Source organism: Flammeovirga sp. SJP92 (genome assembly GCF_001583495.1).
Classification (GTDB): Bacteria; Bacteroidota; Bacteroidia; order Cytophagales; family Flammeovirgaceae; genus Flammeovirga.
On record NZ_LQAQ01000018.1, the window covers coordinates 1 to 25,657 of the forward strand.

The 25,657-nt window shown below is 34.3% G+C and carries 23 protein-coding genes; 13 read left to right on the top strand and 10 right to left on the bottom strand.

Annotation, left to right across the window (positions count from 1 at the left end):
• The first annotated feature begins 491 nt into the window (after nucleotides 1–491).
• The 3 genes from AVL50_RS03775 to AVL50_RS03785 all read left to right on the top strand — a co-directional run bounded on the left by AVL50_RS03775 (nucleotide 492) and on the right by AVL50_RS03785 (nucleotide 2,458).
• Nucleotides 492–914: a DnaJ domain-containing protein gene (locus AVL50_RS03775; protein ID WP_062615153.1), complete on the top strand. Its 423-nt coding sequence runs from the start codon at nucleotides 492–494 to the stop codon at nucleotides 912–914.
• Nucleotides 915–935: 21 nt separating this feature from the next.
• A complete protein-coding gene (locus AVL50_RS03780) occupies nucleotides 936–1,754 on the top strand; it encodes a PspA/IM30 family protein (RefSeq protein ID WP_062615154.1) in 819 nt (272 codons plus the stop codon).
• A gap of 176 nt (nucleotides 1,755–1,930) precedes the next feature.
• Nucleotides 1,931–2,458: a hypothetical protein gene (locus tag AVL50_RS03785; protein WP_062615155.1), complete on the top strand. Its 528-nt coding sequence runs from the start codon at nucleotides 1,931–1,933 to the stop codon at nucleotides 2,456–2,458.
• A 103-nt stretch (nucleotides 2,459–2,561) separates the two neighbouring features.
• Here AVL50_RS03785 and epsC read toward each other — a convergent pair whose 3' ends face one another.
• The 6 genes from epsC to AVL50_RS03815 form a co-directional block, all read right to left on the bottom strand.
• A complete protein-coding gene (gene epsC, locus AVL50_RS03790; RefSeq protein WP_062615156.1) occupies nucleotides 2,562–3,383 on the bottom strand; it encodes a serine O-acetyltransferase EpsC in 822 nt (273 codons plus the stop codon).
• A gap of 227 nt (nucleotides 3,384–3,610) precedes the next feature.
• Nucleotides 3,611–4,201, bottom strand: a complete 591-nt coding sequence (locus tag AVL50_RS03795; RefSeq protein WP_063850531.1) for a 1-acyl-sn-glycerol-3-phosphate acyltransferase — start codon at nucleotides 4,199–4,201, stop codon at nucleotides 3,611–3,613.
• Nucleotides 4,202–4,466: 265 nt separating this feature from the next.
• Nucleotides 4,467–5,186, bottom strand: a complete 720-nt coding sequence (locus AVL50_RS03800) for a ThiF family adenylyltransferase (RefSeq protein WP_062615157.1) — start codon at nucleotides 5,184–5,186, stop codon at nucleotides 4,467–4,469.
• Between the two features lie 37 nt (nucleotides 5,187–5,223).
• Complete coding sequence (locus tag AVL50_RS03805) at nucleotides 5,224–5,889, bottom strand: TatD family hydrolase (protein ID WP_062615158.1); 666 nt, start codon at nucleotides 5,887–5,889, stop codon at nucleotides 5,224–5,226.
• Between the two features lie 69 nt (nucleotides 5,890–5,958).
• Nucleotides 5,959–6,879, bottom strand: coding sequence for a PfkB family carbohydrate kinase (locus tag AVL50_RS03810; protein WP_062615159.1), 921 nt, complete (start codon nucleotides 6,877–6,879; stop codon nucleotides 5,959–5,961).
• A gap of 211 nt (nucleotides 6,880–7,090) precedes the next feature.
• On the bottom strand, nucleotides 7,091–7,459 hold the full coding sequence (locus AVL50_RS03815) for a hypothetical protein (protein ID WP_157491131.1): 369 nt from the start codon (nucleotides 7,457–7,459) through the stop codon (nucleotides 7,091–7,093).
• Nucleotides 7,460–7,692: 233 nt separating this feature from the next.
• On the opposite strand from AVL50_RS03815, the gene AVL50_RS03820 reads away from it, so the two are divergent.
• A complete protein-coding gene (locus AVL50_RS03820) occupies nucleotides 7,693–8,694 on the top strand; it encodes an META domain-containing protein (RefSeq protein ID WP_062615161.1) in 1,002 nt (333 codons plus the stop codon).
• Nucleotides 8,695–8,824: 130 nt separating this feature from the next.
• Here the strand turns inward: AVL50_RS03820 and AVL50_RS03825 are convergent, their stop codons facing one another.
• Entirely contained in the window at nucleotides 8,825–9,928 is a 1,104-nt protein-coding gene (locus AVL50_RS03825; RefSeq protein WP_063850544.1) for a lactonase family protein, read from the bottom strand.
• Nucleotides 9,929–10,174: 246 nt separating this feature from the next.
• On the opposite strand from AVL50_RS03825, the gene AVL50_RS03830 reads away from it, so the two are divergent.
• The 3 genes from AVL50_RS03830 to AVL50_RS03840 all read left to right on the top strand — a co-directional run bounded on the left by AVL50_RS03830 (nucleotide 10,175) and on the right by AVL50_RS03840 (nucleotide 13,791).
• A complete protein-coding gene (locus AVL50_RS03830; protein WP_062615163.1) occupies nucleotides 10,175–10,447 on the top strand; it encodes a SelT/SelW/SelH family protein in 273 nt (90 codons plus the stop codon).
• A gap of 70 nt (nucleotides 10,448–10,517) precedes the next feature.
• Complete coding sequence (locus tag AVL50_RS03835; protein WP_063850532.1) at nucleotides 10,518–12,149, top strand: glycerol-3-phosphate dehydrogenase/oxidase; 1,632 nt, start codon at nucleotides 10,518–10,520, stop codon at nucleotides 12,147–12,149.
• A gap of 4 nt (nucleotides 12,150–12,153) precedes the next feature.
• Complete coding sequence (locus AVL50_RS03840; protein ID WP_062615165.1) at nucleotides 12,154–13,791, top strand: FAD-binding oxidoreductase; 1,638 nt, start codon at nucleotides 12,154–12,156, stop codon at nucleotides 13,789–13,791.
• A gap of 491 nt (nucleotides 13,792–14,282) precedes the next feature.
• Here AVL50_RS03840 and AVL50_RS03845 read toward each other — a convergent pair whose 3' ends face one another.
• On the bottom strand, nucleotides 14,283–15,923 hold the full coding sequence (locus AVL50_RS03845; protein WP_062615166.1) for an ABC-F family ATP-binding cassette domain-containing protein: 1,641 nt from the start codon (nucleotides 15,921–15,923) through the stop codon (nucleotides 14,283–14,285).
• A gap of 122 nt (nucleotides 15,924–16,045) precedes the next feature.
• On the opposite strand from AVL50_RS03845, the gene AVL50_RS03850 reads away from it, so the two are divergent.
• On the top strand, nucleotides 16,046–16,507 hold the full coding sequence (locus AVL50_RS03850) for a hypothetical protein (protein ID WP_062615167.1): 462 nt from the start codon (nucleotides 16,046–16,048) through the stop codon (nucleotides 16,505–16,507).
• 212 nt (nucleotides 16,508–16,719) lie between these two features.
• On the opposite strand, the gene AVL50_RS03855 is transcribed toward AVL50_RS03850, so the two are convergent.
• Nucleotides 16,720–19,827 (bottom strand): T9SS type A sorting domain-containing protein, encoded by a 3,108-nt coding sequence (locus AVL50_RS03855; RefSeq protein WP_062615168.1) that lies wholly within the window; start codon nucleotides 19,825–19,827, stop codon nucleotides 16,720–16,722.
• A gap of 2 nt (nucleotides 19,828–19,829) precedes the next feature.
• On the bottom strand, nucleotides 19,830–20,411 hold the full coding sequence (locus AVL50_RS03860) for a hypothetical protein (RefSeq protein ID WP_062615169.1): 582 nt from the start codon (nucleotides 20,409–20,411) through the stop codon (nucleotides 19,830–19,832).
• Between the two features lie 404 nt (nucleotides 20,412–20,815).
• Between AVL50_RS03860 and AVL50_RS03865 the strand changes: the two genes are divergently transcribed.
• The 5 genes from AVL50_RS03865 to pgeF all read left to right on the top strand — a co-directional run bounded on the left by AVL50_RS03865 (nucleotide 20,816) and on the right by pgeF (nucleotide 25,342).
• Entirely contained in the window at nucleotides 20,816–21,061 is a 246-nt protein-coding gene (locus AVL50_RS03865; RefSeq protein WP_062615170.1) for a hypothetical protein, read from the top strand.
• Nucleotides 21,062–21,116: 55 nt separating this feature from the next.
• Nucleotides 21,117–22,973, top strand: a complete 1,857-nt coding sequence (locus tag AVL50_RS03870) for an alpha-amylase family protein (RefSeq protein ID WP_062615423.1) — start codon at nucleotides 21,117–21,119, stop codon at nucleotides 22,971–22,973.
• 242 nt (nucleotides 22,974–23,215) lie between these two features.
• Nucleotides 23,216–23,803, top strand: a complete 588-nt coding sequence (gene hisH, locus AVL50_RS03875; protein WP_062615171.1) for an imidazole glycerol phosphate synthase subunit HisH — start codon at nucleotides 23,216–23,218, stop codon at nucleotides 23,801–23,803.
• Nucleotide 23,804: 1 nt separating this feature from the next.
• Complete coding sequence (hisA, locus tag AVL50_RS03880; RefSeq protein ID WP_062615172.1) at nucleotides 23,805–24,539, top strand: 1-(5-phosphoribosyl)-5-[(5-phosphoribosylamino)methylideneamino]imidazole-4-carboxamide isomerase; 735 nt, start codon at nucleotides 23,805–23,807, stop codon at nucleotides 24,537–24,539.
• 11 nt (nucleotides 24,540–24,550) lie between these two features.
• Nucleotides 24,551–25,342: a peptidoglycan editing factor PgeF gene (gene pgeF / locus AVL50_RS03885; protein ID WP_062615173.1), complete on the top strand. Its 792-nt coding sequence runs from the start codon at nucleotides 24,551–24,553 to the stop codon at nucleotides 25,340–25,342.
• The last annotated feature ends 315 nt before the right edge of the window (nucleotides 25,343–25,657 follow it).

The window sequence follows — 25,657 nt, forward strand, 5'->3', positions numbered from 1 at the left end:
GTACGTCAACTTACCTCCCATGTTTTCGTAGGCTATTTTATTTGAAAATTTTTGGAAAGATTCCTCAAATAACTTTAGTAATGAGTGGTAATTATCCGGGTTGATCTCTTTTGGAGTAAAATCGGCATAGTGTTTATGCCAAGGGAAATTCTGTTCCATTTGCACTATCGGTTGTTATTAAAAAGGTAAATACCTCTTTATGTGTATAGTATTAGATAATTAAATCTAAGTAGTCAAATCCTTCAACAAGATTAAAGGCGATGACTGCTCAAAAATATAAAAAAAATGTTTGAGTGTGTACTTTTGAAGAGAGCTAATTAACACATCTTCAGTAATTGTCAAATATACACCTAATGACGAATTTCCCAAAAAAATAAATGAAAAATCATTCACAAATAACTTTTTATGCATTAAAGTATCTTTTTTAGTAACTTTTCGTCTTATATAATAAGACGTTTATTTAAATTTATTAAGCCAGTAAGATTTATACAATGTTAGTCGACAGATTTAAGAATATATTAAGAGCAACAATCAACGATCAGATTGAAAACAATCCCGTTCTTCAAAACCTTTTTGATGATGATGACAAAAAGGAATGGGAAAAATATTATGAGGAGATCAAAAATGATACTTACAAATATCAGAACACTCAACAACAATATCAAAGTCAATCTGAGCAACAATATTCCTCTCAGCAAAACCAACAGATGTCGCAAGAAGATGAATATTATAAAGCTTTAGAAGTAAAAAGAGGGGATGATTTTGCTACAATAAAGAAATCTTACAGAAAATTAGTTAAATTATATCATCCAGATTTGTATACAGACGATCCTGCTAAACAAGAGATGGCTCAGAAAGTTACTTTACAGATCAATGAGGCTTACAATTACTTTGAAAAGAAATTAAAAAATTAATAATAAAATTATAGAATCGAAATGTTTGGATGGTTAAAAAGACTTTTTGGAATAGCAGAAGCAGAAGCAAATTCAGTTTTAGATAAATTAGAAAACCCTATTAAACAAACTGAACAAGGAATTAGAGATTTAAAGACTGACCTTTCGAAGTCCATGCAAGGACTTGCAGAAGTGAAAGCTCTTTCAATCCGTGAAAAAAAAGAATTTGAGTCAAATAATAGAAACGCAAAAGAGTTTGAATCAAAAGCGGTATTATTATTACAAAGAGCTCAAAGTGGACATATCAGTGCTGATGAGGCAGATCGTTTGGCAAGTCAGGCTTTAGAAAGAAAACAACAGTATGAGCAAAGAGCTGGTGCTAATCAAAAAAATATTGATAATTATTCAGGTATGCTTTCTAAAATGGAAAGTAATGTTCAAAGTCTAAAATCTCAGATATCGAACTGGGAAAATGAATTAAAGACATTGAAAGCAAGAGCTACTGTAAGTGATGCTTCTGCCAAATTAAATAAACAATTATCAAGCGTTGATTCTTCTACAACAATTGCTCGTTTGGAGAAAATGAAACAGAAAGTAGAAGAAAAAGAAGCATTAGCAGAGTCATATGGAGAAATTGCAGACCTTAGCAATAAAACAGTTGACACTGAAATTGATCAAGCATTAGGTTTATCAGGGGGTGCTTCTGCAGCTTCTTTAGGAACTTCAGATGAGCTGAAAAAATTAAAAGCTAGTTTGAATCAAAATACTGAAAATAATACAAATACTGGCTCAACTTCTTCTTCAAGCGGAGGTTCTTCTGAATTGGATAGATTGAAAGAGCAATTAAAAAATAAGCAATAATATAATATTACTTTAAAGGACAATTCACCCATACGAATTGTCCTATTTTTTTGAGCATTTTTTAATTTTAAAAGATAAGCATTGCACTTTTCGAATATTTGATGTGATTACTGTTAATACCCTGCACTTATTATGGCTGGAATATGTTGACTAATCGAAACAACCAAGCCTTTTTTATGCAACGACTCTTATCACTACTGTTTTTACTTAACATTTTCAATTTTATCAATGCTCAACATCACATCATCGTTTCAGACATACATGAAGCCTACGACTATTATCAATCCTCGCACGAAGGAGCTAACACCGCTTTACACTTTATCAGCGAATGTTTTGATTGTCATACTATTGAATGCATTAAAGAAAATGTAAACATTGCACAGCAAGAAGCAGAAGAAGCAATGAAAAATGCTCACTTTGCAAAAGGTGAGTCTCACAGTGCTCAGGCACAAGCGGAAGAAATTTGTATACATGCAAAAGACAAAGCCGGTGATGCACATGGCTCTTTTCATGATGCGAAAGTAGTCTTCGATATTGCCTCCACTACACTTACAAATGTGCATTATGCTGAAGATATGAATGAAATGCATTCACATCTTACGACCGCAGTGGATCATATTCATGATGCGATTGCACACCTCAATAATGGTGTTGACGGTCTTAATAATGCCCTTGGCCACATTGAGTACTGTAAGAATAGGTAGGTCCTATCTTTTAAAATAGAAATTCCTTTATTTATTTCTCTTTTATAAAACAAATGCCTCAGCTTTAACAACTGAGGCATTACTTATTTCAAGGCAATTATTTTTATACTTTTTTCTTTCTAACACTTACCGTGCTCTGATTATATACCGTTGAGTTAGGTTCTACACTTTCGGTCAGCCAAACATTACCTCCGATGATAGAGTTTTCACCAATAACGGTCTCTCCTCCAAGAATTGTCGTACCCGAATAGATAATGACATTATCCTCAATGGTAGGGTGCCTTTTCATGGTTGCCAGGTTTTTACTCACGCTCAAGGCACCTAAAGTTACTCCTTGATAGATTTTCACATAATTACCAATATTGGTTGTTTCACCGACCACTATTCCAGTACCATGATCTATGCAAAAGTACTCTCCTATTTTAGCTCCTGGATGGATATCTATACCTGTTTTGCTATGTGCATATTCAGAAAACAATCGAGGTACAATAGGCACTTCGCATTGATAAAGCTGATGTGACAATCGGTAAACAAACACAGCAAAAAAGCCAGGATAAGCCAATATCACTTCTTCTATATGATTAGCGGCAGGATCTCCTTCATAAATAGCCTGAGCATCTTTCAACAGCTTGGCATGTACTTCAGGTAAACACTCGAAGAAACGCTCCGCGGCACTACTACATCCTACTTCAAATTGATCACGAATAGGAAGGAAAAGCTCTTGTAATTTTCCTTTAAGCCTGATCAATGCCAACTCTGCTGCATAGTATCCCTGTTCTACTCCTGAAACTACAGGAAACAAGAATTCAAACATATCATCAATAAATTCCTCTGCCTTCTGTTTTGAAGGCATCTGAAACATACATTTATTTGAATTTATTTGTGCGATTATATCTTTTTCCACGTTTTTTACTTTACTATCCATAACCTAGTAGTAGTTTTTTATACTTTAAAAGTAATGAGTGTATTTCTGGAATAATAATTTACAAACGAAAAAAAATCATTTTTAGTTGTTACAACTATAATTCGTTAAACATCCTGAATTGCATTTTCTCTGGCTTAACCTCATCTTTTTCAATCCATTGTCTACTATTCAGGCACAAAAAAAGTAGAAACTTTCATTTCTACTTTGTTATATCTTATTTATTCTGACTAGTCAAATCTTTTGTCATAAGTAAACAATTCAGGAAATTTTGGTCCTGGATTATGCTTCTTGTAAACTGAAATGATGTATTTCATATCCTCTTCATAATTTCCTGTGGGATGAAAAACTTCATAAACCCCTGCCGTTTTCTTATCATAATCTAAATATGCCAATGCTATAGGCACTTTAGCAGTAGTTGCTACATAATAAAAACCTGACTTCCATTCTTCTCTAAGAGATCTTGATCCTTCTGGCGGAATAACCAATGAAAGTTCTTGTCTTTGCTGAAATAAATTTGCCATGGCTTCCACCATGCTCAACTTGGTTTTTCTTTCTCCTTGTGGTCTTCTGTCAATGCCAATTGCACCCATAGGTTTAAGAGCAATACTAAGTGGAAATCTGATCCATTCTCTTTTGATGGCAAACCTCAATTTCACACCAATTTTCAACATGGCCGCCACCATATAAACAGCGTCCCAATTAGAAGTATGCGGAGTAGCTAGAAAAACACTTTTTTTTAAATCATTTTGATCGATATGATCGATGCTCAATGACCATTTATTTAAATTAAATAATAAACGAAAAATTAATCGTATCATGCTTTGTTCCTTCCCTTAAAAGGGTATATAGGTTTGATTTTAAATGAAAGACATTAAAAATTTCTTATTTCATAAGACTGAATCAACTGATGATTTGTGACAAAAAAAGAGGCTTTTTTTCTAAATCAATGTTAAGAGTAGATGAAAAGTACTTTTTGAAGTCACATCCTTGTTTGCAAAAAGCACTTAACATAAAAATGCTCAGTCTCTAAACTTCTTTTCATCATATTTAAAAACTGAGCAATTTGTAGCTTCTAATCGCTTATTATTTTAATAAATCTCTAATGGCAACAGAAGCGACCGTCAAGCCAAATACTGCAGGCATATAAGAAATTGTTCCAATCGTTGATGCTTTATGTTTTACACCTTCCACTGTCACTACTTTATTTTTATCAATCAATTCAGGAGAATAAACACATTTGATTTTTCTTCTGTATGATTTCTGAGGAATGCGCTTTCTCACTTGTTTTGCTAGAAGGCAGTTGTACGTATCTTTCAATCTACCCACTTTTGTTTGAGTTGGGTCCATTCTTCCGCCAGCACCCATTGAGCTAATTACCTTGATTTTTTTCTCCATACAAGCTGACAATAAAGTAACCTTTGGAGTAAGTGTATCAATGCATTCTACTACATAGTCGTAATCGTATTCTTCCAATAATTGACGAATAGCCATTTCATCTTCAAGATAAGTTTCTTTGATATCCAACACCACGTCCGGGTTGATATCCTTGATTCTATCACCGATTACAGACGCCTTTGGTTTTGCAGTTGTGCTTATTAAAGCTGCAATCTGACGGTTTCTATTGCTTTCATCTACAACATCTCCATCTACAATAGTAATTTTTCCAACGCCTGCTCTTGCAATCGCTTCTGCTGCAAATCCACCTACTCCACCTACTCCAACTATCAATACGTGTTTACTTCCTAATGTTTGAATGCCATCTTGACCAATTAGCAACTCCGTTCTTTCTTGCCAGTGTCCCATCTTCTTTGAATGTAAATTTTAAAAATCGACTGCAAATCTAAAGAAGATCATTTAGTTTGGGAAATAAGTTTTTGGCTATTTGTAATTTTTCTTCAATTACGTCCTTCAAATCACATTGATAAAGCAAAGCTCCTTTTTGATATACTTCCTCAATTTTCAAATCTGGATCATCATCTGTCTCAAATAAGTGGCAACGTGAATCCGTTTCTTGTATCACTTTATGAAGTTTAGGTCTTTGCTGTAGAATTGCTTTTCCAAAAGATAAAAAGCATCCTTTAGTAATAAGCTGATTTGCAATTTGAACATTTCCCATAAAACCATGAAAAACCCAAGGCATTTTACACTTCATCTCTTTTCTGACTTGGAGCACATCAGAATAAGCCCTCACACAATGAATAATCATAGGTTTTTGATGCCTTTCTGCAATTTCTATATGATGTTTGAAAACTTCTTTTTGCTTTTCGAATGGAAACTGAATCACTCTATCCAACCCCGTTTCTCCGATGGCAGTGAGGCTTTTGACTTTCTGCTCAAGTTTAGAAAGACTTTCTTCGATAACAACATTTTCTAAATGCCAAGGATGAATCCCTGCACTTATAAGCTTCTTGCCTGATGGTATAAATTCATCTTGAACAAAAGCATTGATGATCTCCAATGCATTATCAGAAAGGTGATGTGTGTGTGAATTGAAATATTGATACATAAAAAAACTTCTCTACTTAATTCAAAAATAAGCAGAGAAGTTTAGTTTCAACAAATGTATGCTTTCAAATTAGAAAGACATATCAAATGAAGTTAATTTATGGAATTCCTGAACACGCTCTTCTAGGTCTTTTTCCGTGATCTCTAATAAACGCTCAGTACCGAATTTCTCAACACAGAAAGAAGCCATTGCTGATCCGTAGATTACTGCTTTTTTCATGTTTTCGAATGAAATATCATCTGTTTTTGCTAAATAACCGATGAAGCCACCTGCAAAAGTATCACCTGCTCCTGTTGGATCAAATACTTCTTCCAATGGTAAAGCTGGTGCAGAGAAAATTTGATCTTCGTGGAATAATAAAGCACCGTGCTCACCTTTTTTGATGATCAAGTACTTTGGCCCCATTGCCATGATTTTCTTCGCAGCTTTTCTTAGAGAATACTCTCCTGACAACTGACGAGCTTCCTCATCATTCACAGAAAGAACATCTACCATAGAAATAGTTTTAGCAAGATCTTCCATTGCAATGTCCATCCAGAAGTTCATAGTATCCATCACTACCAACTTTGGACGATCATTCATACGCTCAATAACTGTACTTTGAACTTGTGGTGAAAGGTTGCCCAACATCACGTATTCTGTCCCTTGGTAACTGTCTGGCACGATTGGATCAAAATGCTCTAAAACATTCAATTCTGTCACTAAAGTGTCTCTAGAGTTCATATCATTGTGATATTTACCCGCCCAGAAGAATGTTTTCTCTCCTTCTTTGATTTGAAGACCTTCTGTGTCTACACCTTGATCTTGTAAAGTCTTGATGTATTCTTGTGGGAAATCGTCTCCAACTACTGCTACAACTCTAACAGGTTTTACGAAGAATGAAGATGAGATAGAGATATATGTTCCAGCTCCTCCAATAATTTTATCAGTTTTGCCAAAAGGTGTTTCAATTGCATCAAAAGCAACTGAACCTACAGTTAATAAACTCATAAGTTTTATATTATTACTTTGTAATTTCTAGATAAGTGGGTACATGAATAAGCATTCAAATACTCATTTGGATCACAAATGTAAAAAAATAAGAATGGAAAAACCTCATCCTGTATATTATCATTAAGATAATTGCAAAATTAAGTGGGGGTATTAGGTTTAATTCGCACAAAAAGCAGTCGTATCGAGATCGTTAAGCAGTACAATAAGATTAATCAAAAAAAGGAGCCTCTTCAATTTCACATAAATAACTGAAGCCTTCCATTAATTCCTTCACATCTTCAAGATGTTGTTCTGCATCTCTGTCGGTTTCAATTGTATCATCTGTCAAAACATAATAGATGATAAGACAATTGTAGTTCTCATCAATAAAATCTGTGATTTCTGCTGTAACAGATAAAATTGTTTCACAGTCTGCATTGTCTATTGCCCTCAAAAACAATTCATCATATTGCTCTACCATATTTGCCACATTTTCATTGTCACAGGCGGTCACTGTGGACTCTTCCTCCTGACTACATGCAACAAATAAAAAGCAAAGGCAAAGTGATGCTAGTAAATTGATAATATACCTAGTCATAATACTTTGATTCATTCTGTATAACGACAATTAAAAAAATAGATTGAACAAAAAAATGTCCTCAAATATTTTCCAATTATGGGTCGATCGTTATTTCTTTTAACTATTTTTAATCTTAAATAACTAACTGGTTTACAGTTTATTTAAAAAGTAATGTTTCAATTTAAAGCTTGAAAAAAAACTTAATCGTTTTTGAACCGTTAAGTTCCATTCAACATAACTACTTAAATAATATGACAAAAATACTAAAATTCGCCTTATTTATTATAAGCATCGGTTCATTATTAAGTTGTGCTGCAACAAAACAACCTAGTTTATCAACAAAAACCTTAATCATTGGCAGTAAACAAGTGGACTGCACTGGAGTAGGACCACAAAAATGCTATTTAGTAAAAGAAGATGGAGCTCAAGAATGGAGTAATTTCTATGGAGCTATTGAAGGATTTGATTACAAAGAAGGATATGAATACCAAATTGAAGTAGCTGTGACAGAAGTTGATAATCCGCCAGCAGATGCTTCTTCTCTTAACTATAAACTTGTAAAGATTTTGAAAGAAACACAAGATCCATATATGGCACTTTCAGCGACTTGGGTAATTGAAAGTCTAGATGGAAAAGCTACTGATCCATTAAAAACATATATTTTATTTGACCCTACTAATGACCGAATTTCAGGCTATGCAGGCTGTAACGGTTTAGGTGGATCCATGAAATATGATGCTGAAGCTGATACATTAAGTGCTGGTCCTTTTATGTCTACAATGATGTACTGTGAGGAGGTAGCTGAGCATGAAAGAGCTTTAGGAAAAGTCTTGGAACAGTTCAACAAGTTTAAAGTAGAAGGCGATGTTCTTACTTTATATAAAGATGGAAAAGCTTTAGTTTCTGCAAAAAAGGGAGAAAATCACAGAGAGTTATTTAGAAATTGGGAAGTAACTAAAATTGAAGGTGTTGCGGATATGGGAGAGAATATTCCAAACTTCTTCTTATCAAAAGATCTTGAGGCAAATGGAACTGGAAGCTGTAATAACTTCAAAGGGAAATTTGAATTAGATGCTTACTCAAAGGCAATTAAAATTGGTCCTTTAGCAGCTACAAGAATGATGTGTGCCGATAATGATGTTGAAGGTGCATTCTTTATGCAAATTGATAAAGTGAACCGTTATGAAGTAGACGGCAAAGAGCTTTATTTATACCAAGATGACCAATTGCTGATCAAAGCAAAAAGAAAATAATGCAATAGATAATACTTGGCCCTTAGGTACAAGTATTCGGACTAACAATCCAAACCAATACTATTTTATCATTGGAACTAAAAACCCTGATGTTTTGCATCAGGGTTTATTTTTTTCTTATCAGATAGATTTACCAGAAAACTACATTCACTGGCAATGGCACCATTACCTCGTCTTTAAATTCCAACATCCCTGTTTTCTTATTTCTTTTAAACAAAACAACGTTGCTGGACTGTTGATTAGAAACTACCACAAAATCCTGTTTTGGACTAATGCTGAAGTCTCTAGGAGCATCACCATGAACGTCTGCATAACCAAGGTTTTCTAGTTTTCCTGTTTTCTGATCAATTTTATAAATCACAATACTATTATGGCCTCTATTGGAAGCATAAAGGTACTTTCCATCTTTTGAAATCTTAATTGCAGCACATGTATTCAATTTACTTTTATCAAAATCAGCAGGCAATGTTGAAACTTCTTCTATCAACGAGAAACCTCCTTCAGACATAGTATAAGCTGAAACAACACTAGACAATTCATTCAGTACATATAGATATTTTCCACCTTTTGACCAAATCAAATGACGAGGTCCACCTCCAGCTGTTACGCCAATAGAGTTTGTTTCTTCTAATTTACCGCCCACTACTTTATATTCATGAACTTGATCACTACCTAAATCAACGGTATATACTCTTTCTTTTCCCAGTACATAGTTTGAAAAATGAGCGTGTGCCGCTTCTTGTCTGTTTTTTTTGGGTCCGTTTCCTTCGTATTGAATCAAATCCTCTTTTTCTGTCAATTGACCATCTTGAATATTGAATACACCCACATTTCCACCAGAATAATTGGCTACAAAAACATTGTTGCTCGGGTCTAATGACACATGGCAAGGGTGTGCCCCACCACTGTTAACTTGGTTTACAAAAGTAAGATCACCTGTTGTTTTATCTACTTTAAACAAACTTACTTTTCCATCTTTCCCTGGCAGTTTTGTATCAGAAATTTCATTGACAGCCACCACATATTGATGGTCTTTTGAAAATGCCAAGTAAGAAGGTTGCTCTGACTTTGCCGCTACACCATCCAAAATTAGTTTTCCATTTTTTGCATCAATATGCATCTTATAGATTCCTTCTGACGTGGTGCTAGTGTAAGTTCCTACATAAAAATGCTGCTGTGCAAAAACTGAGTTAAAAAGAAAGTATGCTAATAAAGTAATTAATAAATTTTTCATCTCTTTATTTATTTTATTTAATGCACCAAAGTACAAAAAATGTAATATTTATTTAATTTTATTTCTATTTAAGTGCTAAGTCAAAAATAGATGATAATTATTTTTTTGAGAGTACAACACTGAAAAACGAATGAATAGTAATTCTATTAGTCGTTTTTTAAAGTAGTAAACGTAAAATAAGAATTTATGATCTATAATTTTGTCTTAGAACTTAAGTGCTAAACTATAGGTAGAAAAGTAAATAGTATGGAAAAAATAAAAATCACAATAGAATATTGTACACTTTGTCAGTGGACACCAAGAGCAGTTTGGATGCAGCAAGAATTACTGTACACTTTTAACAACAAAATTGAAGAGATCAGCTTGAAGCCTACTGACGGTGGAGTCTTTAAAATCTATGTCAATGATCAGCTGATCTGGGATCGAAAAGAGCTAGGATTCCCTGAGCCTAAAAAAGTGAAACAAGCTATCAGAGACTTGATTGATCCTGAGCGTTCACTGGGTCACACAGACAAATAAATGAATGATTTCTATTGAAATATGAATTGCATTCGTTATTTTTTGGAACCAAACCAATAAATAAACACTTATGCAGCATCCTATGTCTCATAGAGGCTTTTCTGCTCCTCACTATGATGCAATCATCATTGGGGGCGGAATAACAGGTGCTTCCATTGCTTATGAATTAAGCTTGAAAGGAGCTTCTGTTGCCTTGTTGGAAAAGAGTGATTTTGGCAGTGGTACTTCCGCTGCAACTTCTAAATTAATTCATGGAGGCTTACGTTATCTCAAAAACTTTGAAGTAGGTCTTGTCAGAGAATCTTTAAGAGAGAGGCGCTATCTATCAGACATTGCCCCCAATTTTGTACGCCCCATTCCTTTTATGCTTCCTTTTTATTCACTCAAGGAACAACTAATGCTTAAAGCTGGAATGGAAGTTTACGATTACCTTTCGTATGACAAAAAAAACACAAAGTTGGAGGAAAATGCCCTTCCTAACTATCAAACATTAAGCAAAAGAAAAACAATCATAAGAGAGAAGGTCATTCATGAAGATGGGCTCTTAGGAAGCTACGTTTATTATGATTGTCAAAACGCTTATGCTGAAAGATTAACGCTAAGCTTTATCAAATCTGCCATGTTGAATGGTGCTGAAGTGAGCAATTATTGCAAAGTCACTGACTTCAAAGTGATCAATAATACTGTAAAAGGTGTTGAAGCCGTTGACCTTATTCATCATCAGAAAGTACAGCTCAATGGAACTGTAATCATTAACTGTGCTGGTGCATGGACCAACAATGTTCTTCAACTTGACAATTCTCCAAAAAGAAAACGCATACCGCTGAGATCTGAAGGCATTCATATTGTAACCCCTTCGCTGGGAAACAAATATGCAGTGGCTCTTGTCACACCAAAAGGCAGGCATATTATGTTGCTTCCATGGAGAGGTCAGACTATCATTGGTACCACAGATAAACCGTACAAAGGTAAAGTGGATGATTGGAAAGTAACGCAAGATAGTATAGATGAATTGATAGAGGAAGTGAACTCCTGCTATGGAAGTCAGATTCTTAAAAAAGAGGACATTACCTATTACTACGGAGGATTAAGACCGCTGGTAGATCAAAATACAGAAAATACGTATGAACAATCCAGAAAACATGAAATTGTTGATCATGCTTCTGAGGGATTCAAGCATTTATTTACAGTTGAAGGTGGAAAATATACTACTTCAAGACACTTGGCTGAATTGCTAGGTGAAAAGGTTTCTTCGCTGATTGTATTACATAAAAAGCATGAACAAACGGCAAAGCAACCGCTCTTTGGATGTGGAATTTTACACATTGAGAATTACAAAAAGTATTTAATGGAAGAATTTCCAAAAGCTATTCATCATCAAATTGACACCTTAGTCAATATGTACGGTGAGGAAGCGAAAGAAATTTTGGAAATCCATTTTAATAAAATCACTGAGAACCTATCAGAAGAAGGGGAAGTTTTAGCACAGATTTATTATGCTATTGAATATGAAATGGCTTTTACTTTAGAAGATATATTTCTGAGAAGAACGGGTCTTGGAACATTAAATCAACCTTCTGATGAACTCATTGAAAAAGTAAGCTTAATTTTAAAGAAGAAATTAAACTACAATGATGAACAACTAAATCAGCAAAAAGATAACTTTTTAAACCATTATCAATTGATACAGAATCAAGAGTAAAGAAATGAAAACATTGCTTAAAAACACTTACAGGCAAATACTTAAATGGGGTGATCCTAATTATCAAGAAGTGCTATCTGATGATGTCAAAAAAACTATTCAAGAACTTGTTGGCATTCCTGTTTCTGAAGTAAATTTGCCCACTTTTTTACCTGGCGAAAAAGAAGTTATTGTAGAAAGGGAAATTCAACTTCAACCAAAATATGTCAAAGAATTTACAGAAATAGTTGGAGCTGAAAATATTAAAACTTCTGATTTTGAAAGAGCAAAACACGCCGCCGGGAAGTTTTACAGTGAATTACTAGAACTGAGACAAGAAAAAGTCACAGCTCCACCTGATCTAGTGATTAGTCCGAATGATGAGTCTCAAGTAGAATTGATTATTCAGAAATGTAATGACTGGAAAATACCAATCTGCCCACAAGGGCTGAGATCTTCTGTGACAAAAGGAATTGGTCTGCCTGACGGTGGTATTGCTTTGGATTTGACCAAACACCTCAATCAAATCATCAGTCTTGATGAAGAAAGCCTTACGGTTACAGCCCAATCAGGCATCAGTGGTCCTGCTCTTGAGAAATTTTTAAACCAAAAAGGATATACCTGCGGTCACTTTCCTCAGTCGTTTGAATTCTCCACTTTAGGCGGCTGGATAGCGGCAAAAGGTGCAGGACAATGTTCTACTGGGTATGGTAAGATTGAAGACATGTTGTTGAGTTTAAAAGCCATTACTCCTATTGGGATTATTGAAAATGAAAATTATCCTAAAACTGCTCAAGGCTGGGACCTCATACCTTTGTTTATTGGTGCAGAAGGAACGTTGGGAGTAATCACTCAAGCAACGATCAAGATTAGAAAGTTTGAGATCAAAAACCGTAAAAATGCATGTATTATTTTCAAGGATTTTGAGAGTGCACAGGAAGCGATGAAAGCATGTATCCAAGGACAATTTGGTTTACCACACTTGTTCCGCATTTCAGATCACGAAGAAACTGAAGTAGCGTTTAGGATGAAAGGTTTTGAAGGCACTTTTTCGGATAAAGCACTGCAAGCCATTGGTTACAAACCAAACAGCAGATCTTTGATGTTTATTTCAGTGGAAGGTGATAAGGATTATGCTTCGTTTGTAGTGGATAAAATAAAATCCACTTCCAAAAAATTCGGAGGGCGTTCGATTGGCAGCCGTCCTACCAAAAATTGGCTCTCACAACGTTTCCACTCCGCTTATATGCGTGAACCGCTGATGGACCTTGGGTTGATGACAGATACTATTGAAACTTCTGTAATGTGGAAAGACTTAAAAAAGCTCTGGAAAAACGTTCGTACTTATGTAAAATCAAGGCCTAATACTGTTTGCATGTGCCACATTTCACATGTATATGAAAATGGAGCTAATCTGTATTTCACCTTCATTTCTCCTACTGATAAAAGTGCTCCTCTTGAAGATTATCAACAATTTCATGAGGGATTAGTCAACACGATATTATCCAATAAAGGATCGCTTTCACATCATCATGGTATTGGCAGAGCTTTGTCGCCATGGTTGAAGGAAAAGATTGGAAATAATAGCTATCATTTAATGAAAAACATAAAAGATATTATAGACCCGAATGGAATCATGAATCCAGGGAGTGTTGTGTGTTAACAGCCTTTAGGTGTATATTTATTATATAATTTATACTAAATGGAAAAGAATAAAACCTCATCCTTTAACAGGTTGAGGTTTTATTCGTAAAAGCCTTATTCAGTGACTTTTACCTTCTTGTACAATACAAAAAAGAACAAGAAGATTACAATGCATTGAAATGCAATGTAAAGTAAATTCGTTTTTAAGTCGAACGCATAACGCAACATTTGGGGCGCTATGATAAGTCCAAGCAGTAAGATTAGTTTTTTGTCGTTCATTTTTACAATTAGTCTTTATTTAAGTAATAACTTAGTTTTTGAAATGGTTTTATTTATGATGACGAATGTAAGTTTTTTACTAAATGGTAACCAAAAAATAATTCAAAATTAATATTATTATCCTATAGAAACTGATAATATTTCAATTCAAAACCCCTAACATTAAATAAAAGACAAAAAAAAACCGTTCAAAAAAACATTGAACGGCACCTTCATCCTTCTAAAAATGAGCTACTTAGAAAGATTAATATCTGCAATACTCTTTATTCTATTTCTTTCAAGGAAAGCATCAATCGTTTCAAAATGTTCAATTACTCTCTGGTCTTTAAACTCAAATACCTTCTCTGATAAGCCCTGTAAGAAATCCCTATCATGAGAAACTAAAATTAAAGTTCCATCAAAGTCTTTTAATGCTTCTTTCAGTACGTCTTTTGATTTTAAGTCCAAGTGATTGGTAGGTTCATCAAGAATCAAGAGATTGACTGGCTCCAATAATAACTTGACCATTGCCAAACGTGTCTTCTCACCACCAGAAAGAACACCTACTTTTTTATCAACATCTTCACCTCCAAACATAAACTGTCCCAAAATGTTGTTGATATGCTTTCGGATATCTCCTTTCGCCACTTCATCAACCGTTTGGAAAATAGTCAATTTCGGATCTAATAAAGACGCTTGGTTTTGTGCGAAGTAACCTACTTTTACATTGTGTCCTAAATCAGCCTCTCCAGAATCTATCCCAGTCTCTTTTAAGATCGATTTGATCATCGTAGATTTTCCTTCACCGTTTCTACCTACAAAAGCAACTTTCTCTCCCCTACGAATCGACATATTGGCATCTTTAAAGATCACTTTGTCATCATATGATTTGGATACATCAGACACCGTTACGGCAATTTCACCTGATCTTGGAGCTGGAGGAAATTTCAATTTCAATGCCGAAGTATCTACCTCATCCACCTCTATGATTTCCAGTTTCTCCAACATTCTTTCTCTAGAATTCACTTGGTTAGTTTTGGAATAAGTCCCTCTAAAACGCTCAATAAAGGCTTTCGTTTCAGCAATAAATTTCTGCTGTTCTTGATAAGCCTTCAGTTGTTGAGCTCTGCGGTCTTCTCTTAACTCCAAGTAATGAGAATAGTTGGCCTTGTAATCATAAATACGTCCCATTGTTACCTCAATAGTACGGTTTGTGATATTATCAATAAATGCTCTATCATGGGAGATGACCATTACTGCATTGGCTTTGTTGACCAAGAAATCTTCTAGCCAGATTACAGATTCAATATCAATATGGTTTGTAGGCTCATCCAATAAAATTAAATCAGGCTTTTGTAATAAAATCTTCGCTAATTCAATACGCATTCTCCAACCGCCACTAAACTCACTTGTTTGACGTTTGAAATCCTCTTGTTTGAAACCTAAACCTTTTAATGCCTTTTCTACTTCAGCATCATAGTTTATCTCTTCAATTGCATAGTATTTTTCGCTCAAATCCGTTACACGCTCGATGATTTTCATGTACTCATCGCTTTCATAATCTGTACGTGTTTCCAGTTGCTTATTCAGTCCTTCCATCTCATCACGCATCTCAAAAATATGCTGATATGCCTTGGAAGCCTCTTCAAATACTGTACAATCATCCTCAGTCAATAAATGTTGGGGCAAATAAGCAATTACCGCATCCTTAGGAGCTGTCACTTGTCCTTTTGTAGCTTTTTGTACACCTGCTACTATTTTCATCATTGTAGATTTTCCTGCACCGTTCTTACCCATCAAGGCAATTTTATCAGTGGGGTTAATCACAAAGTTTACATCACTAAAAAGTGTTTGACCGCTAAATTCAACGGCTAAATTATCAACTGAAATCATAGTCTTTTATTTAATGACGCAAAGATAAGGTTTCAATCGTATAGAAATCAGAAGTTGTCAAATAATTTTGTCAAACGAGAAACCGTAATTGTCATAAGACTAAAGTAAACTCAAATTAAATCATGACTAAAAAACTCTATTTTGCAATCTTTCTTCTTATTACACTTCTAACAGGATCATGTGACATTTTCAATAAATGTGAGGGTGTTGCTTGTTTTACGCCTCCACAACCGTTCTATTTTCAATTAATCGATGCCAACAGTAATGAGGACCTATTTATAAATGGTACTTATGACCCACAACTTTTCTCTGTAGAAACGAATGACGACTTAGAATTCAATGGAGAAAACCTCACTGATCAATACATCATTACAACAGGCGGCATAGGATGGAAAACTCAGAAAGTGTCCTTCAAATTTTTGTATGACGGTGAGACGTTATGCACAATAACAGTAGATGCTGAACGTAAAAGTGGTGATTGCTGCTCCTATACAGAAATCAATGATTTTAATGTAGAAAGACTTAATTATGAATTAATAAGTAATAAGGGTATTTACCAATTAAAAATCCCAATTGTTCAATAACTGAATTCATAAGATTTCACAAAGGCTTTATTGATGCAAATTAATCGAGTCTTTTTTATTTCTTTTAAAGAAATAATGAGGTTTAGCCACTGACTAAATAAAAGTCAGCAACTAAACCTCATTATTCAATAGGTAAAAATCAAACTTCGTTTATCACATTTACTATAAAGCTTATAATCATCCTAAGAATGACTGCCTATCTTACAAAAGGATTATTTTCTTATTTCAATACGTTTCATGTAATCCTTTTCTTTATTAAAAATACGAATATAGTAGAATCCATTCCTTAACCCATTAAGGTTTAAAGATAGATTATTGTCTAATTCAACATTTTCAAGCCTTTTCACTTCCTCACCCTGTTCGTTGATAATTAAAATACTATACAATTCTAATCTATTACTATTTTTTATAACTCCGACATCATTTGTTTCTAAAGATGAATTCATTGTCATTAATTGTAGAGGCTGAATATTTTCTTCAGCTTGAAGTGGTGCAATGTTTAATTCTGTTGAACTTGGAACTGGGTATAATGAGAATGGGAATCCTCCTCCACCGCCTCCTGAACAACTAGAGACATTAATAAAGAAAAACATATAATTAGATCCTCCGCAGTCATTAATTACATTAACTCTAAATCTCATCTTACCAATTCTATTTGGAATTAAATAAATTTTAGTTCCTGATATATAATATGCAAAATCAACACTAGTAGGTTCTTTCGTTAATACAATGTTTGGACTAGAGGTCCCCTGTAAACCTGTCAATTCAATCACATTTTCAAAATTACCTGAACTAGTACGACACATATTGAAGGGAGGCATTTCTTGTACACTTATATTATGAGTGTTCGTTGTTACTCTTTTATCAACAACAAATGTCCAATTGAAATTTCCAGTATGATATGGTCCTGAGATTGTACATCTAATTATTGCAAATACATCATCATCTTTAACATTTGAAACACTTGCAGACTTTAGATTTGAATTACTTACAGTCGCAGATTCTACATTCAAAACTTCCCACTTATAAGATAATTGCAGACCTGCAGGAGACGGTTTAGATAAAGATAAACTTGTTCCATCAGCGATGCAACTTGAAGAATTAATTGATAATCCAGATGTAAAACTAGCAAATTTTGAATAGTCAGCTGACTCCTGTTGATTACTTATTTCTGTCCATATAAAATCACCAGCTGCTTGAGTAAAACGAGTATGCATCTGATTACCTAACGGTTCAGTATAAATATTATCAAAATCTATAAATGCTAAATCATTCTGAACATTATATGTTTTCTTCAATTGAGCTTCAGTATATTTCCCATTATTTGCTGGAGTAATATTTAATGCACTCACTTGTGGTATAAAACAGAAATTATTAAGATTTTCATTAACGTTTATACATCCAAAATCAAGCTCATCAACTTTTTCATTTAAGTTAGGAACACCTCCAAATCCCTCTCCGATTAAACCTCCATGTGCACTATCCCATGGCAATTCTCCATTTTCAGAAGTATATTCAATATCTTGATTATAAATGGTCTTTTCCCAAATAAGTAAAACCTTTACTTTAAAATTGATATTGAAGTCAGTAATTTGTTTAGATTGGGAAGACAAGGCTTTCAAGTTTAAACTAATCGATCCTTTTGAGCTTATGAATACTCCAAGAACCTTTAAAAAGAAAGACGCAACAGCATTATCTACCAAATCACTTGCCTTACAAGATGCTGAAATATCAATTAAGTCAGAACCAGGATAAATTCCATTCCAACCATTTCCTAAAGAGCGGTTTGCACTATTACTAAGTGCAACAACCCTACAATTTTGAGGTCTGCCAGCACCATGATACTCATTCATAAATGCCTCATGCATGCTATTATCCTTCGTAACTATAACTGATTCTGCATTCACATAATTAATAAGCATCTGTCTTGCTGAATTACTAAAAAGCATTTCTTGATATTGCCTTAAACTATGGAATGGATTATCACCATAAACTTCAAAAGCTCTCTGAGTTAAAGCAATCAGTGACAAAGGAACATTTGCTCCGCGATGCGGAGAGTCCATTGTCATGAATAATCTTGTATCATGATTTACACCAGCTAGTTCCATAGATCTCAAAGCAAAATTAGCAACTAAACCTCCCATACTTATTCCCATTACAACGTTGGGTTCATTACCTACTTTCTGATCATTGACCCATTCAATCACCCTTTGAGCTAATAATGCATTATTCTGAATAAAGTCACCTGCATTAAGGTAATCCACAAAAATAATATCATACCCATCATCAAATAAATTATCATTTAAGCTAGTTGGTAAAGTTCCTACTTGCATTGGTCCTTCAGGATTATTATCATCTAACCATGTTTCAACAAAATCATCACCATATTCCATACCTTCTAAACCATACCCTCCAAATACAATAAAAGGCTTATCTATTTGATCCCCATCTCGAAAAACACGAATTCGGCCTTGTGCTCGTGCATTAGAAAGTCCAAATGTTGTTCTAGCAGTAAGAATAGTTTCTAAATCTACATTTCCAATTGTATACCTACAATTAGAACAAGTTTTACTTACAACGTATGTTTTCCCCTGCGTTTCATAGGTTTTAATCTGGCCTGAAACATTGTATTTCACTCTTAACTTCCATGTTTTTGAACCTGTAGTAGCATAAGAGAATGTTTTTGTACTTCCCAAAGTTACTCTTTGGTAACCTAAACCATTTCCCGCATCAAATTCTATTGAAGAGAGGGTTCCTGCATGATTAGAGAAAAAATAATCATTAGTAATTTTAATTTTCAACTCTCCTCGATATACCTTTTGTTGAGGTAAATAAGCAGAAAAGAAATACTTTTCTTCAAAAGGATTGAGGTTTGAAGAATAATTATCCACCAACTGTTCATTTTGATAGAGATAGTAATTATTACTTGCCGCAGTAGATGAAATTTGATTATATCTCACTAAACTGATCGGCAAATGAGCAACTTTTTCATCTATTAATTGATTCTGAATATCTCTTAAGACATTTGTTGCATCATAATAGTTATTATGTTTATTCGTTAACCTAGCTGAAAGCCATCCTCTATTAAGGACTTCCCATGTATATTCGTCCATAAAGGTCGAACTTGATAACTTTCCATTATAAGGTTCTGGATCTATCAAGAACAAACCTTGATTCTTTAGAAAACCTGTTGTGGCTTTCGTTTTATTAATGTTTGCATAAATTTCCTTGACTTCTTTCTCCAAGTCTACAGATTGTCCAAAAATGTTTGTAGATAGAAAGAATAAAAAAAATAAAGGAATGAGATTTAAAAATTTCATAATTAGTTTAAATTAATATCGTGTCTATTTGTCAAATCGAATCTACCCTCTGTAACGGACAAGAGGGTATCTTTAATAGTCGCTTCATATAGCTTCATAGAGAATTCTCCTGCTACTACTTTATCATCAAATCGATGAAAAATCATTTCAACTTCTTTAGCGAAGTACATATAATCTTTCCGGTTATCATTGCCATATACACTGCCATCTGAAGAATAAAAAGAATATTTCCTAAAGTCATCTCCAAATTCCAAAACATCTGTTTTGACTGTAAAATAAGATCCAACAATAACCTCATCTTTAGGGATAAAAAGGTGAATATTTTCACTGTCATTTCCATAACACCATATTACAATGACAGAATCTCCTTGTTCATAAAAATAAAACCCAGATGATGAAAAAAAGCCACGATCGTTTGCTCTTAAAAAAAGTTCTTTACCAACCATACACCCAAATGTATTTTTACCTGTTTGAGTTAAAGGTGGCAATTTTGTTCGGTCTGCTTCATTGAATTGATTATAATTTGAGCAGCTAATTAATTGAATGATACACAAATAATTGAGTAACCAAGATTTAATCTTCATAGTAACAAAAAAAATGAGATAACGAAGTTTGTATACATTAGTCTCTGTGTGTTATGTTTTGTAACCACCTCAAGCCGTTAATGTATCCTAATGAGATGCATTTATTTTAATACATATAATTTTGGAGGAATACGACTAGATTTTTCTCACGTAATTAATTATAAGGAGTGGTTATTAATACTTTCAACTAAGTAGTACATATCTATAGTTATTTTCGTATTAAAAGTGTAGTATATAAACTAACTTATTAAAATGAATAATTAAAAATGTTCATAAATTCTCTCAATTATTATATAAACTTATTAAACAAAAATATGGTAATTTAATTTCAAATTCAGCTCAAAATTAATTAATATTACTGTATACTATTTATTAAAATATCAACCCTATTCCCTTATTAAAATATGAATGAAATTGAACAAATTGTTCTAAATGCAATCAAAAAAGATAAAGACTATTTAAATGCTTTAAGAAAGCAATTGAAAGACACTAACCCCTTCACTGTAGCTGTAAAAATGCAAGATGATTTAAAAGATGTAGACAAACATAGAATGCTCTATGATACCATTTTAGATCAAGTAGATCTTTATAAAATCGCCAATTCATTAAACCAGAAAAGACCTTACAACAAGAAAGGTGTAAAGGAATAAATACTGAAGATTATACTTGCTGTTTTATTTATTAATTCCTTTTCCTTAAATGAAAATGATCAAAAAAATTACTGTTATAGGAGCACTTCTATCACTACTCATCGCAGGTTGCTCCACATCACACGACAAAGAAGAAAAGAAAGTGAAAAAATTATTGGCGGAGTCACAATCCACTGAAAAAATAGAAGACCACAAAATCATCATCTATCAAATGATGACCCGCCTTTTTGGTAATACAAATAATACGAATAAACCTTGGGGTACTCTTACCGAAAATGGTGTTGGTAAATTTAATGATATCAATGATGCTGCTTTACAAGGAATCAAAGATCTAGGCACAACTCACGTTTGGTACACAGGGGTGATCGAACATGCTGTGATCACAGACTACAGAAAATTCGGTATTCCTTTAGATGATGCTGACGTGGTTAAAGGCCGTGCTGGCTCTCCGTATGCCATCAAGGATTATTATGATGTCAACCCTGATTTGGCGGTCAATGTAGATCAAAGAGTGGAAGAATTTGAAGCTTTGATTAAGAGAACCCACGACAATGGGCTGAAAGTGATCATTGACTTTGTACCGAATCACGTGGCTAGAAAATACCATTCTGATAAAAAACCGAAAGGAGTGGAAGATTTTGGTGCTTCAGACAATGTAAAACAAGGTTTTGATGCTAATAATAACTTCTATTATATCCCTGGTAAACCATTTGAGGTTCCTGAAGGATACAACCCTTTGGGAGGTGATAAATTCCCCACTTCTGATGGAAAATTCAAGGAAATTCCTGCTAAGGTATCTGGAAATGGCGCTGTGACCTATGCCCCAACTGTCAATGACTGGTTTGAAACTGTTCGTTTAAATTATGGTGTGAATCATATTTCTGGAAATGGTGAAAAAGTGTTTGATATCAATGGAGATGTTCCTTCTACTTGGAAAAAAACTTTAGCTGTTTTGACCTACTGGACAAAGAAAGGCGTAGATGGATTTAGATGTGACATGGCTGAAATGGTCCCTGTAGAATACTGGAATTGGATGATTCCTCAGATCAAAAAAATCAATCCTAATATCCGCTTTATTGCTGAAGTCTATAACCCGACTGAATACAAAAATTATATCTTCAATGGTAAGTTTGATTATTTGTATGACAAAGTGGGGGTATATGATTCATTGAGAGCTGTGATGGAAGATAGACCTGGTTCTTCATTGTCTCATCTTACTAAGGTATGGAAAGACATGGACGGATTCAATAACCATATGCTTCGTTTCTTGGAAAATCATGATGAGCAGAGAATTGCTTCTAAAGAATTTGCCAATGACCCTGCATTGGGTGTTCCTGGCATGGCTGTGAGTGCTGCATTAGGCAGTGGTCCAGTAATGGTTTATTTCGGTCAGGAAGTGGGTGAGCCTGCTATTGGCGAATCAGGTTTCAGTGGCGATGATGGTAGATCGACTATTTTTGATTATTGGGGAATTCCTGAACATCAGAAATGGGTGAATGGTCATAAATATGATGGTGAACTTCTAAGCGATCAACAGAAAACGTTGAGAAATGATTATAAAAATCTCCTAAAAGCGGCAAAGGGTTCTGAAGCTATCCGTAAGGGTCATTTAATAGATTTACAACAGTTTAACCGCACAAATTCACAGTACAATGTCGACAAGACTTATAGTTTTATCCGCTATACAAATACCGACAAAGTGCTCATTGTAGCCAATTTCGAAAACAAAGACATTACAACTGAGGTGATTATTCCAAATGAAGTATTGACTTTAATTGGCATCAAAGAAAGTAAAATCAGTGCTAAGGATTTGATTTCTGGTGATACAATTGACATTGATTTTGACAAGGCAAATGAAAGAGGATTAAGTATTCCAATTAAAAAATATGGTGCTTTGTATCTTTCATTTTAATATCAAATGATATTGTGACCTAAATACCTTATCAAGGTAACCACTGATGATATAGGTTAAGTACAATATCATCTTGACATAAGATAAATTCAAAAAAAAGGAGTGATTTCTACTTATTTGGTAGATTTCACTCCTTTTTGTATGAAAAATAGTAATGTTTTTTTCATTCTATAGAAAGAGTTTTAATTTTGATTTTCAATTATCACATCGCGTAACTGCGTAACAATAAAACTATCTGTTAGATGAAAGTTGCCATTTTAAAATACAATGCGGGGAATGTACAATCTGTGCGTTATGCATTGCAACGTTTAGGGATTGATCCCATCTTGACAGACAATGCTGAAGAGTTGAAAAGCGCCGACAAGGTGATTTTTCCTGGAGTTGGAGAAGCAAAATCAGCAATGGACTATCTTAAGGCACGTCAATTAGATCAATTGATCAAAGATTTAAAACAACCTACACTAGGGGTTTGCCTTGGTCTACAGTTAATGTGTAAGCATTCAGAAGAAAGAGACACGGATTGTCTTGGAATTTTTGATGTAAATGTCAAAAAATTTGAAAGTGAAGCACTGAAAGTTCCTCACATGGGATGGAATAATATCCATGATTTGAAAACACCATTGTATGACGGAATCAGCAATGAGGATTATGTGTATTATGTGCATAGTTACTTTGCTGAATTGTGTGAAAATACAATTGCAGTAACTGACTATGTAAATCCTTACAGTGCGTCATTACATAAAGACAACTTCTACGCCGCACAGTTTCACCCTGAAAAAAGTGGTGATGTTGGGCAAAAAATTATAGAAAACTTTCTAACAAAAATCTAATATGTCTACAAAAATAGATATCATTCCAGCTATCGACCTGATTGATGGTAAATGCGTACGTTTATCACAGGGAGATTACAATCAAAAGAAAATTTATGCTGATGATCCATTGGTAATCGCAAAACAATTTGAAGATGCGGGAATCAAAAGATTGCACTTGGTAGACTTAGATGGCGCTAAAGCGAAGCAAGTTGTCAACTATGGTGTTTTGGAAAGAATCACTAAAAATACTTCTTTGATTGTTGATTTCGGTGGAGGAATTCAGTCAGACGAAGATTTGGTGAAAGTATTTGACCATGGTGCTGAAATGGTAACTTGTGGTAGTATTGCAGTAAAAGAGGTAGAGAAATTTACTTCATGGATTACAAAATTCGGAAACGATAGAATCATTTTAGCGGCAGATGCTAAAAATAAAATGATTGCTGTAAGTGGATGGCAAGAAGATTCTAAACTACCTTTGTTTGAATACTTGAAAGACTATACGGCTAAAGGTATTACAAAAGTGCTTTGTACTGACATTTCTAAAGATGGAATGATGCAAGGTCCTAACACTGAGTTGTATGGCGAAATCATGAAAGACTTCCCATATATCGAATTAATTGCGAGTGGCGGTGTAAGTAAATTTGAAGATTTGATTGCTTTGGAAGAAGCAGGTATTCCTTCTGTAGTAGTTGGAAAAGCCATTTATGAGAATACGATCTCAATTGAGGATATATATCAACACATGTCTAAATAGATTGGTAAGAAATGAGCATTGAAACCTTAGTTTTTAAGCAGTTTAGTGAATACAAAGGTCAGATTGATCATTTCATCACCACAAGAAATGGAGGGGTTAGTGCCCCTCCTTTTGCTTCTTTGAACCTTGGCAATATGCTTCATGATGACCATGAGGCCGTTCTAAAAAACAGAGCAATTGTCAAAGACGCTTTAGGCTGTCAACGCCTTTTTATTGCCGACCAAAAACACACTAACAAAGTCTACTCCATCACTGAAAATAATGTGGAGAAATACCTGAAAATGGAAAACCCATTTCCTGATTCTGATGGTATGTTGACCAATGTAAAAAATATTGGTCTGCTGACTTTAGCAGCTGATTGTACTCCTATCCTATTATTTGATCCTATAAAAAAAGTGATAGGTGCGGTGCATTCTGGATGGAAAGGAACGGTACTAAAAATTCTGACAAAAGCGGTAGAGCAGATGGTTTCTGATTTTGATTCTGAGGTAAAAGATATCAAAATCTCTTTCGGTCCATTTATCAAAGAAGCCAACTATGAAATTGGAAAGGATGTAATCGTTCAATATGAAGACGCTTTTCCAAACGATATAGATAAAATTCTATTACCCCACCCCAACCCTGAAAAAGCCTACCTTAATATCACAGAAGCTCAAAAATCACAATGCAGAACTTTAGGCATTCTTGAGGAAAACATTGAATTCCTTCCTTTCGACACCTATACAGATGAACGGTTCTTCTCTGCAAGAAAAGCATCTCCTGGGCAAACGGGAAGGTTTGGTGGAGCGATTGTACTTCGATAAGTTTGTAATAAAAAAAAACAACTCAGTAATAGCGCCCAAATTTATATTCTAATCCCCAACTGGCGCAAGTGTTAAGCCGGAGGCGTCACTTGTGTCTATATTTGGAAGGAGTCTGTTGACTCCCTACACCACAAATTAATGGTCAATATTTACTGATGAAATGGTTTGTGGAATTTGTAATTCGATTCTGAATATTTTTGACGCTATTGGTTTGGAAGTCTAGAGACTTATCCGATTTTTAGATACAAATATCGACTTAATGCCAGAGCTAGGAGGACTGATTGATTTTTTCGAGACCCGGCTTATTTCAAATCA

What these genes read in the sequence shown, in the direction of transcription:
- AVL50_RS03775 (WP_062615153.1), top strand. Translation starts at nt 492, where the DNA reads ATGTTAGTCGACAGATTTAAGAATATATTAAGAGCAACAATCAACGAT.
- AVL50_RS03780 (WP_062615154.1), top strand. Translation starts at nt 936, where the DNA reads ATGTTTGGATGGTTAAAAAGACTTTTTGGAATAGCAGAAGCAGAAGCA.
- AVL50_RS03785 (WP_062615155.1), top strand. Translation starts at nt 1,931, where the DNA reads ATGCAACGACTCTTATCACTACTGTTTTTACTTAACATTTTCAATTTT.
- epsC (WP_062615156.1), bottom strand. Translation starts at nt 3,383, where the DNA reads ATGGATAGTAAAGTAAAAAACGTGGAAAAAGATATAATCGCACAAATA.
- AVL50_RS03795 (WP_063850531.1), bottom strand. Translation starts at nt 4,201, where the DNA reads ATGATACGATTAATTTTTCGTTTATTATTTAATTTAAATAAATGGTCA.
- AVL50_RS03800 (WP_062615157.1), bottom strand. Translation starts at nt 5,186, where the DNA reads ATGGGACACTGGCAAGAAAGAACGGAGTTGCTAATTGGTCAAGATGGC.
- AVL50_RS03805 (WP_062615158.1), bottom strand. Translation starts at nt 5,889, where the DNA reads ATGTATCAATATTTCAATTCACACACACATCACCTTTCTGATAATGCA.
- AVL50_RS03810 (WP_062615159.1), bottom strand. Translation starts at nt 6,879, where the DNA reads ATGAGTTTATTAACTGTAGGTTCAGTTGCTTTTGATGCAATTGAAACA.
- AVL50_RS03815 (WP_157491131.1), bottom strand. Translation starts at nt 7,459, where the DNA reads ATGACTAGGTATATTATCAATTTACTAGCATCACTTTGCCTTTGCTTT.
- AVL50_RS03820 (WP_062615161.1), top strand. Translation starts at nt 7,693, where the DNA reads ATGACAAAAATACTAAAATTCGCCTTATTTATTATAAGCATCGGTTCA.
- AVL50_RS03825 (WP_063850544.1), bottom strand. Translation starts at nt 9,928, where the DNA reads ATGAAAAATTTATTAATTACTTTATTAGCATACTTTCTTTTTAACTCA.
- AVL50_RS03830 (WP_062615163.1), top strand. Translation starts at nt 10,175, where the DNA reads ATGGAAAAAATAAAAATCACAATAGAATATTGTACACTTTGTCAGTGG.
- AVL50_RS03835 (WP_063850532.1), top strand. Translation starts at nt 10,518, where the DNA reads ATGCAGCATCCTATGTCTCATAGAGGCTTTTCTGCTCCTCACTATGAT.
- AVL50_RS03840 (WP_062615165.1), top strand. Translation starts at nt 12,154, where the DNA reads ATGAAAACATTGCTTAAAAACACTTACAGGCAAATACTTAAATGGGGT.
- AVL50_RS03845 (WP_062615166.1), bottom strand. Translation starts at nt 15,923, where the DNA reads ATGATTTCAGTTGATAATTTAGCCGTTGAATTTAGCGGTCAAACACTT.
- AVL50_RS03850 (WP_062615167.1), top strand. Translation starts at nt 16,046, where the DNA reads ATGACTAAAAAACTCTATTTTGCAATCTTTCTTCTTATTACACTTCTA.
- AVL50_RS03855 (WP_062615168.1), bottom strand. Translation starts at nt 19,827, where the DNA reads ATGAAATTTTTAAATCTCATTCCTTTATTTTTTTTATTCTTTCTATCT.
- AVL50_RS03860 (WP_062615169.1), bottom strand. Translation starts at nt 20,411, where the DNA reads ATGAAGATTAAATCTTGGTTACTCAATTATTTGTGTATCATTCAATTA.
- AVL50_RS03865 (WP_062615170.1), top strand. Translation starts at nt 20,816, where the DNA reads ATGAATGAAATTGAACAAATTGTTCTAAATGCAATCAAAAAAGATAAA.
- AVL50_RS03870 (WP_062615423.1), top strand. Translation starts at nt 21,117, where the DNA reads ATGATCAAAAAAATTACTGTTATAGGAGCACTTCTATCACTACTCATC.
- hisH (WP_062615171.1), top strand. Translation starts at nt 23,216, where the DNA reads ATGAAAGTTGCCATTTTAAAATACAATGCGGGGAATGTACAATCTGTG.
- hisA (WP_062615172.1), top strand. Translation starts at nt 23,805, where the DNA reads ATGTCTACAAAAATAGATATCATTCCAGCTATCGACCTGATTGATGGT.
- pgeF (WP_062615173.1), top strand. Translation starts at nt 24,551, where the DNA reads ATGAGCATTGAAACCTTAGTTTTTAAGCAGTTTAGTGAATACAAAGGT.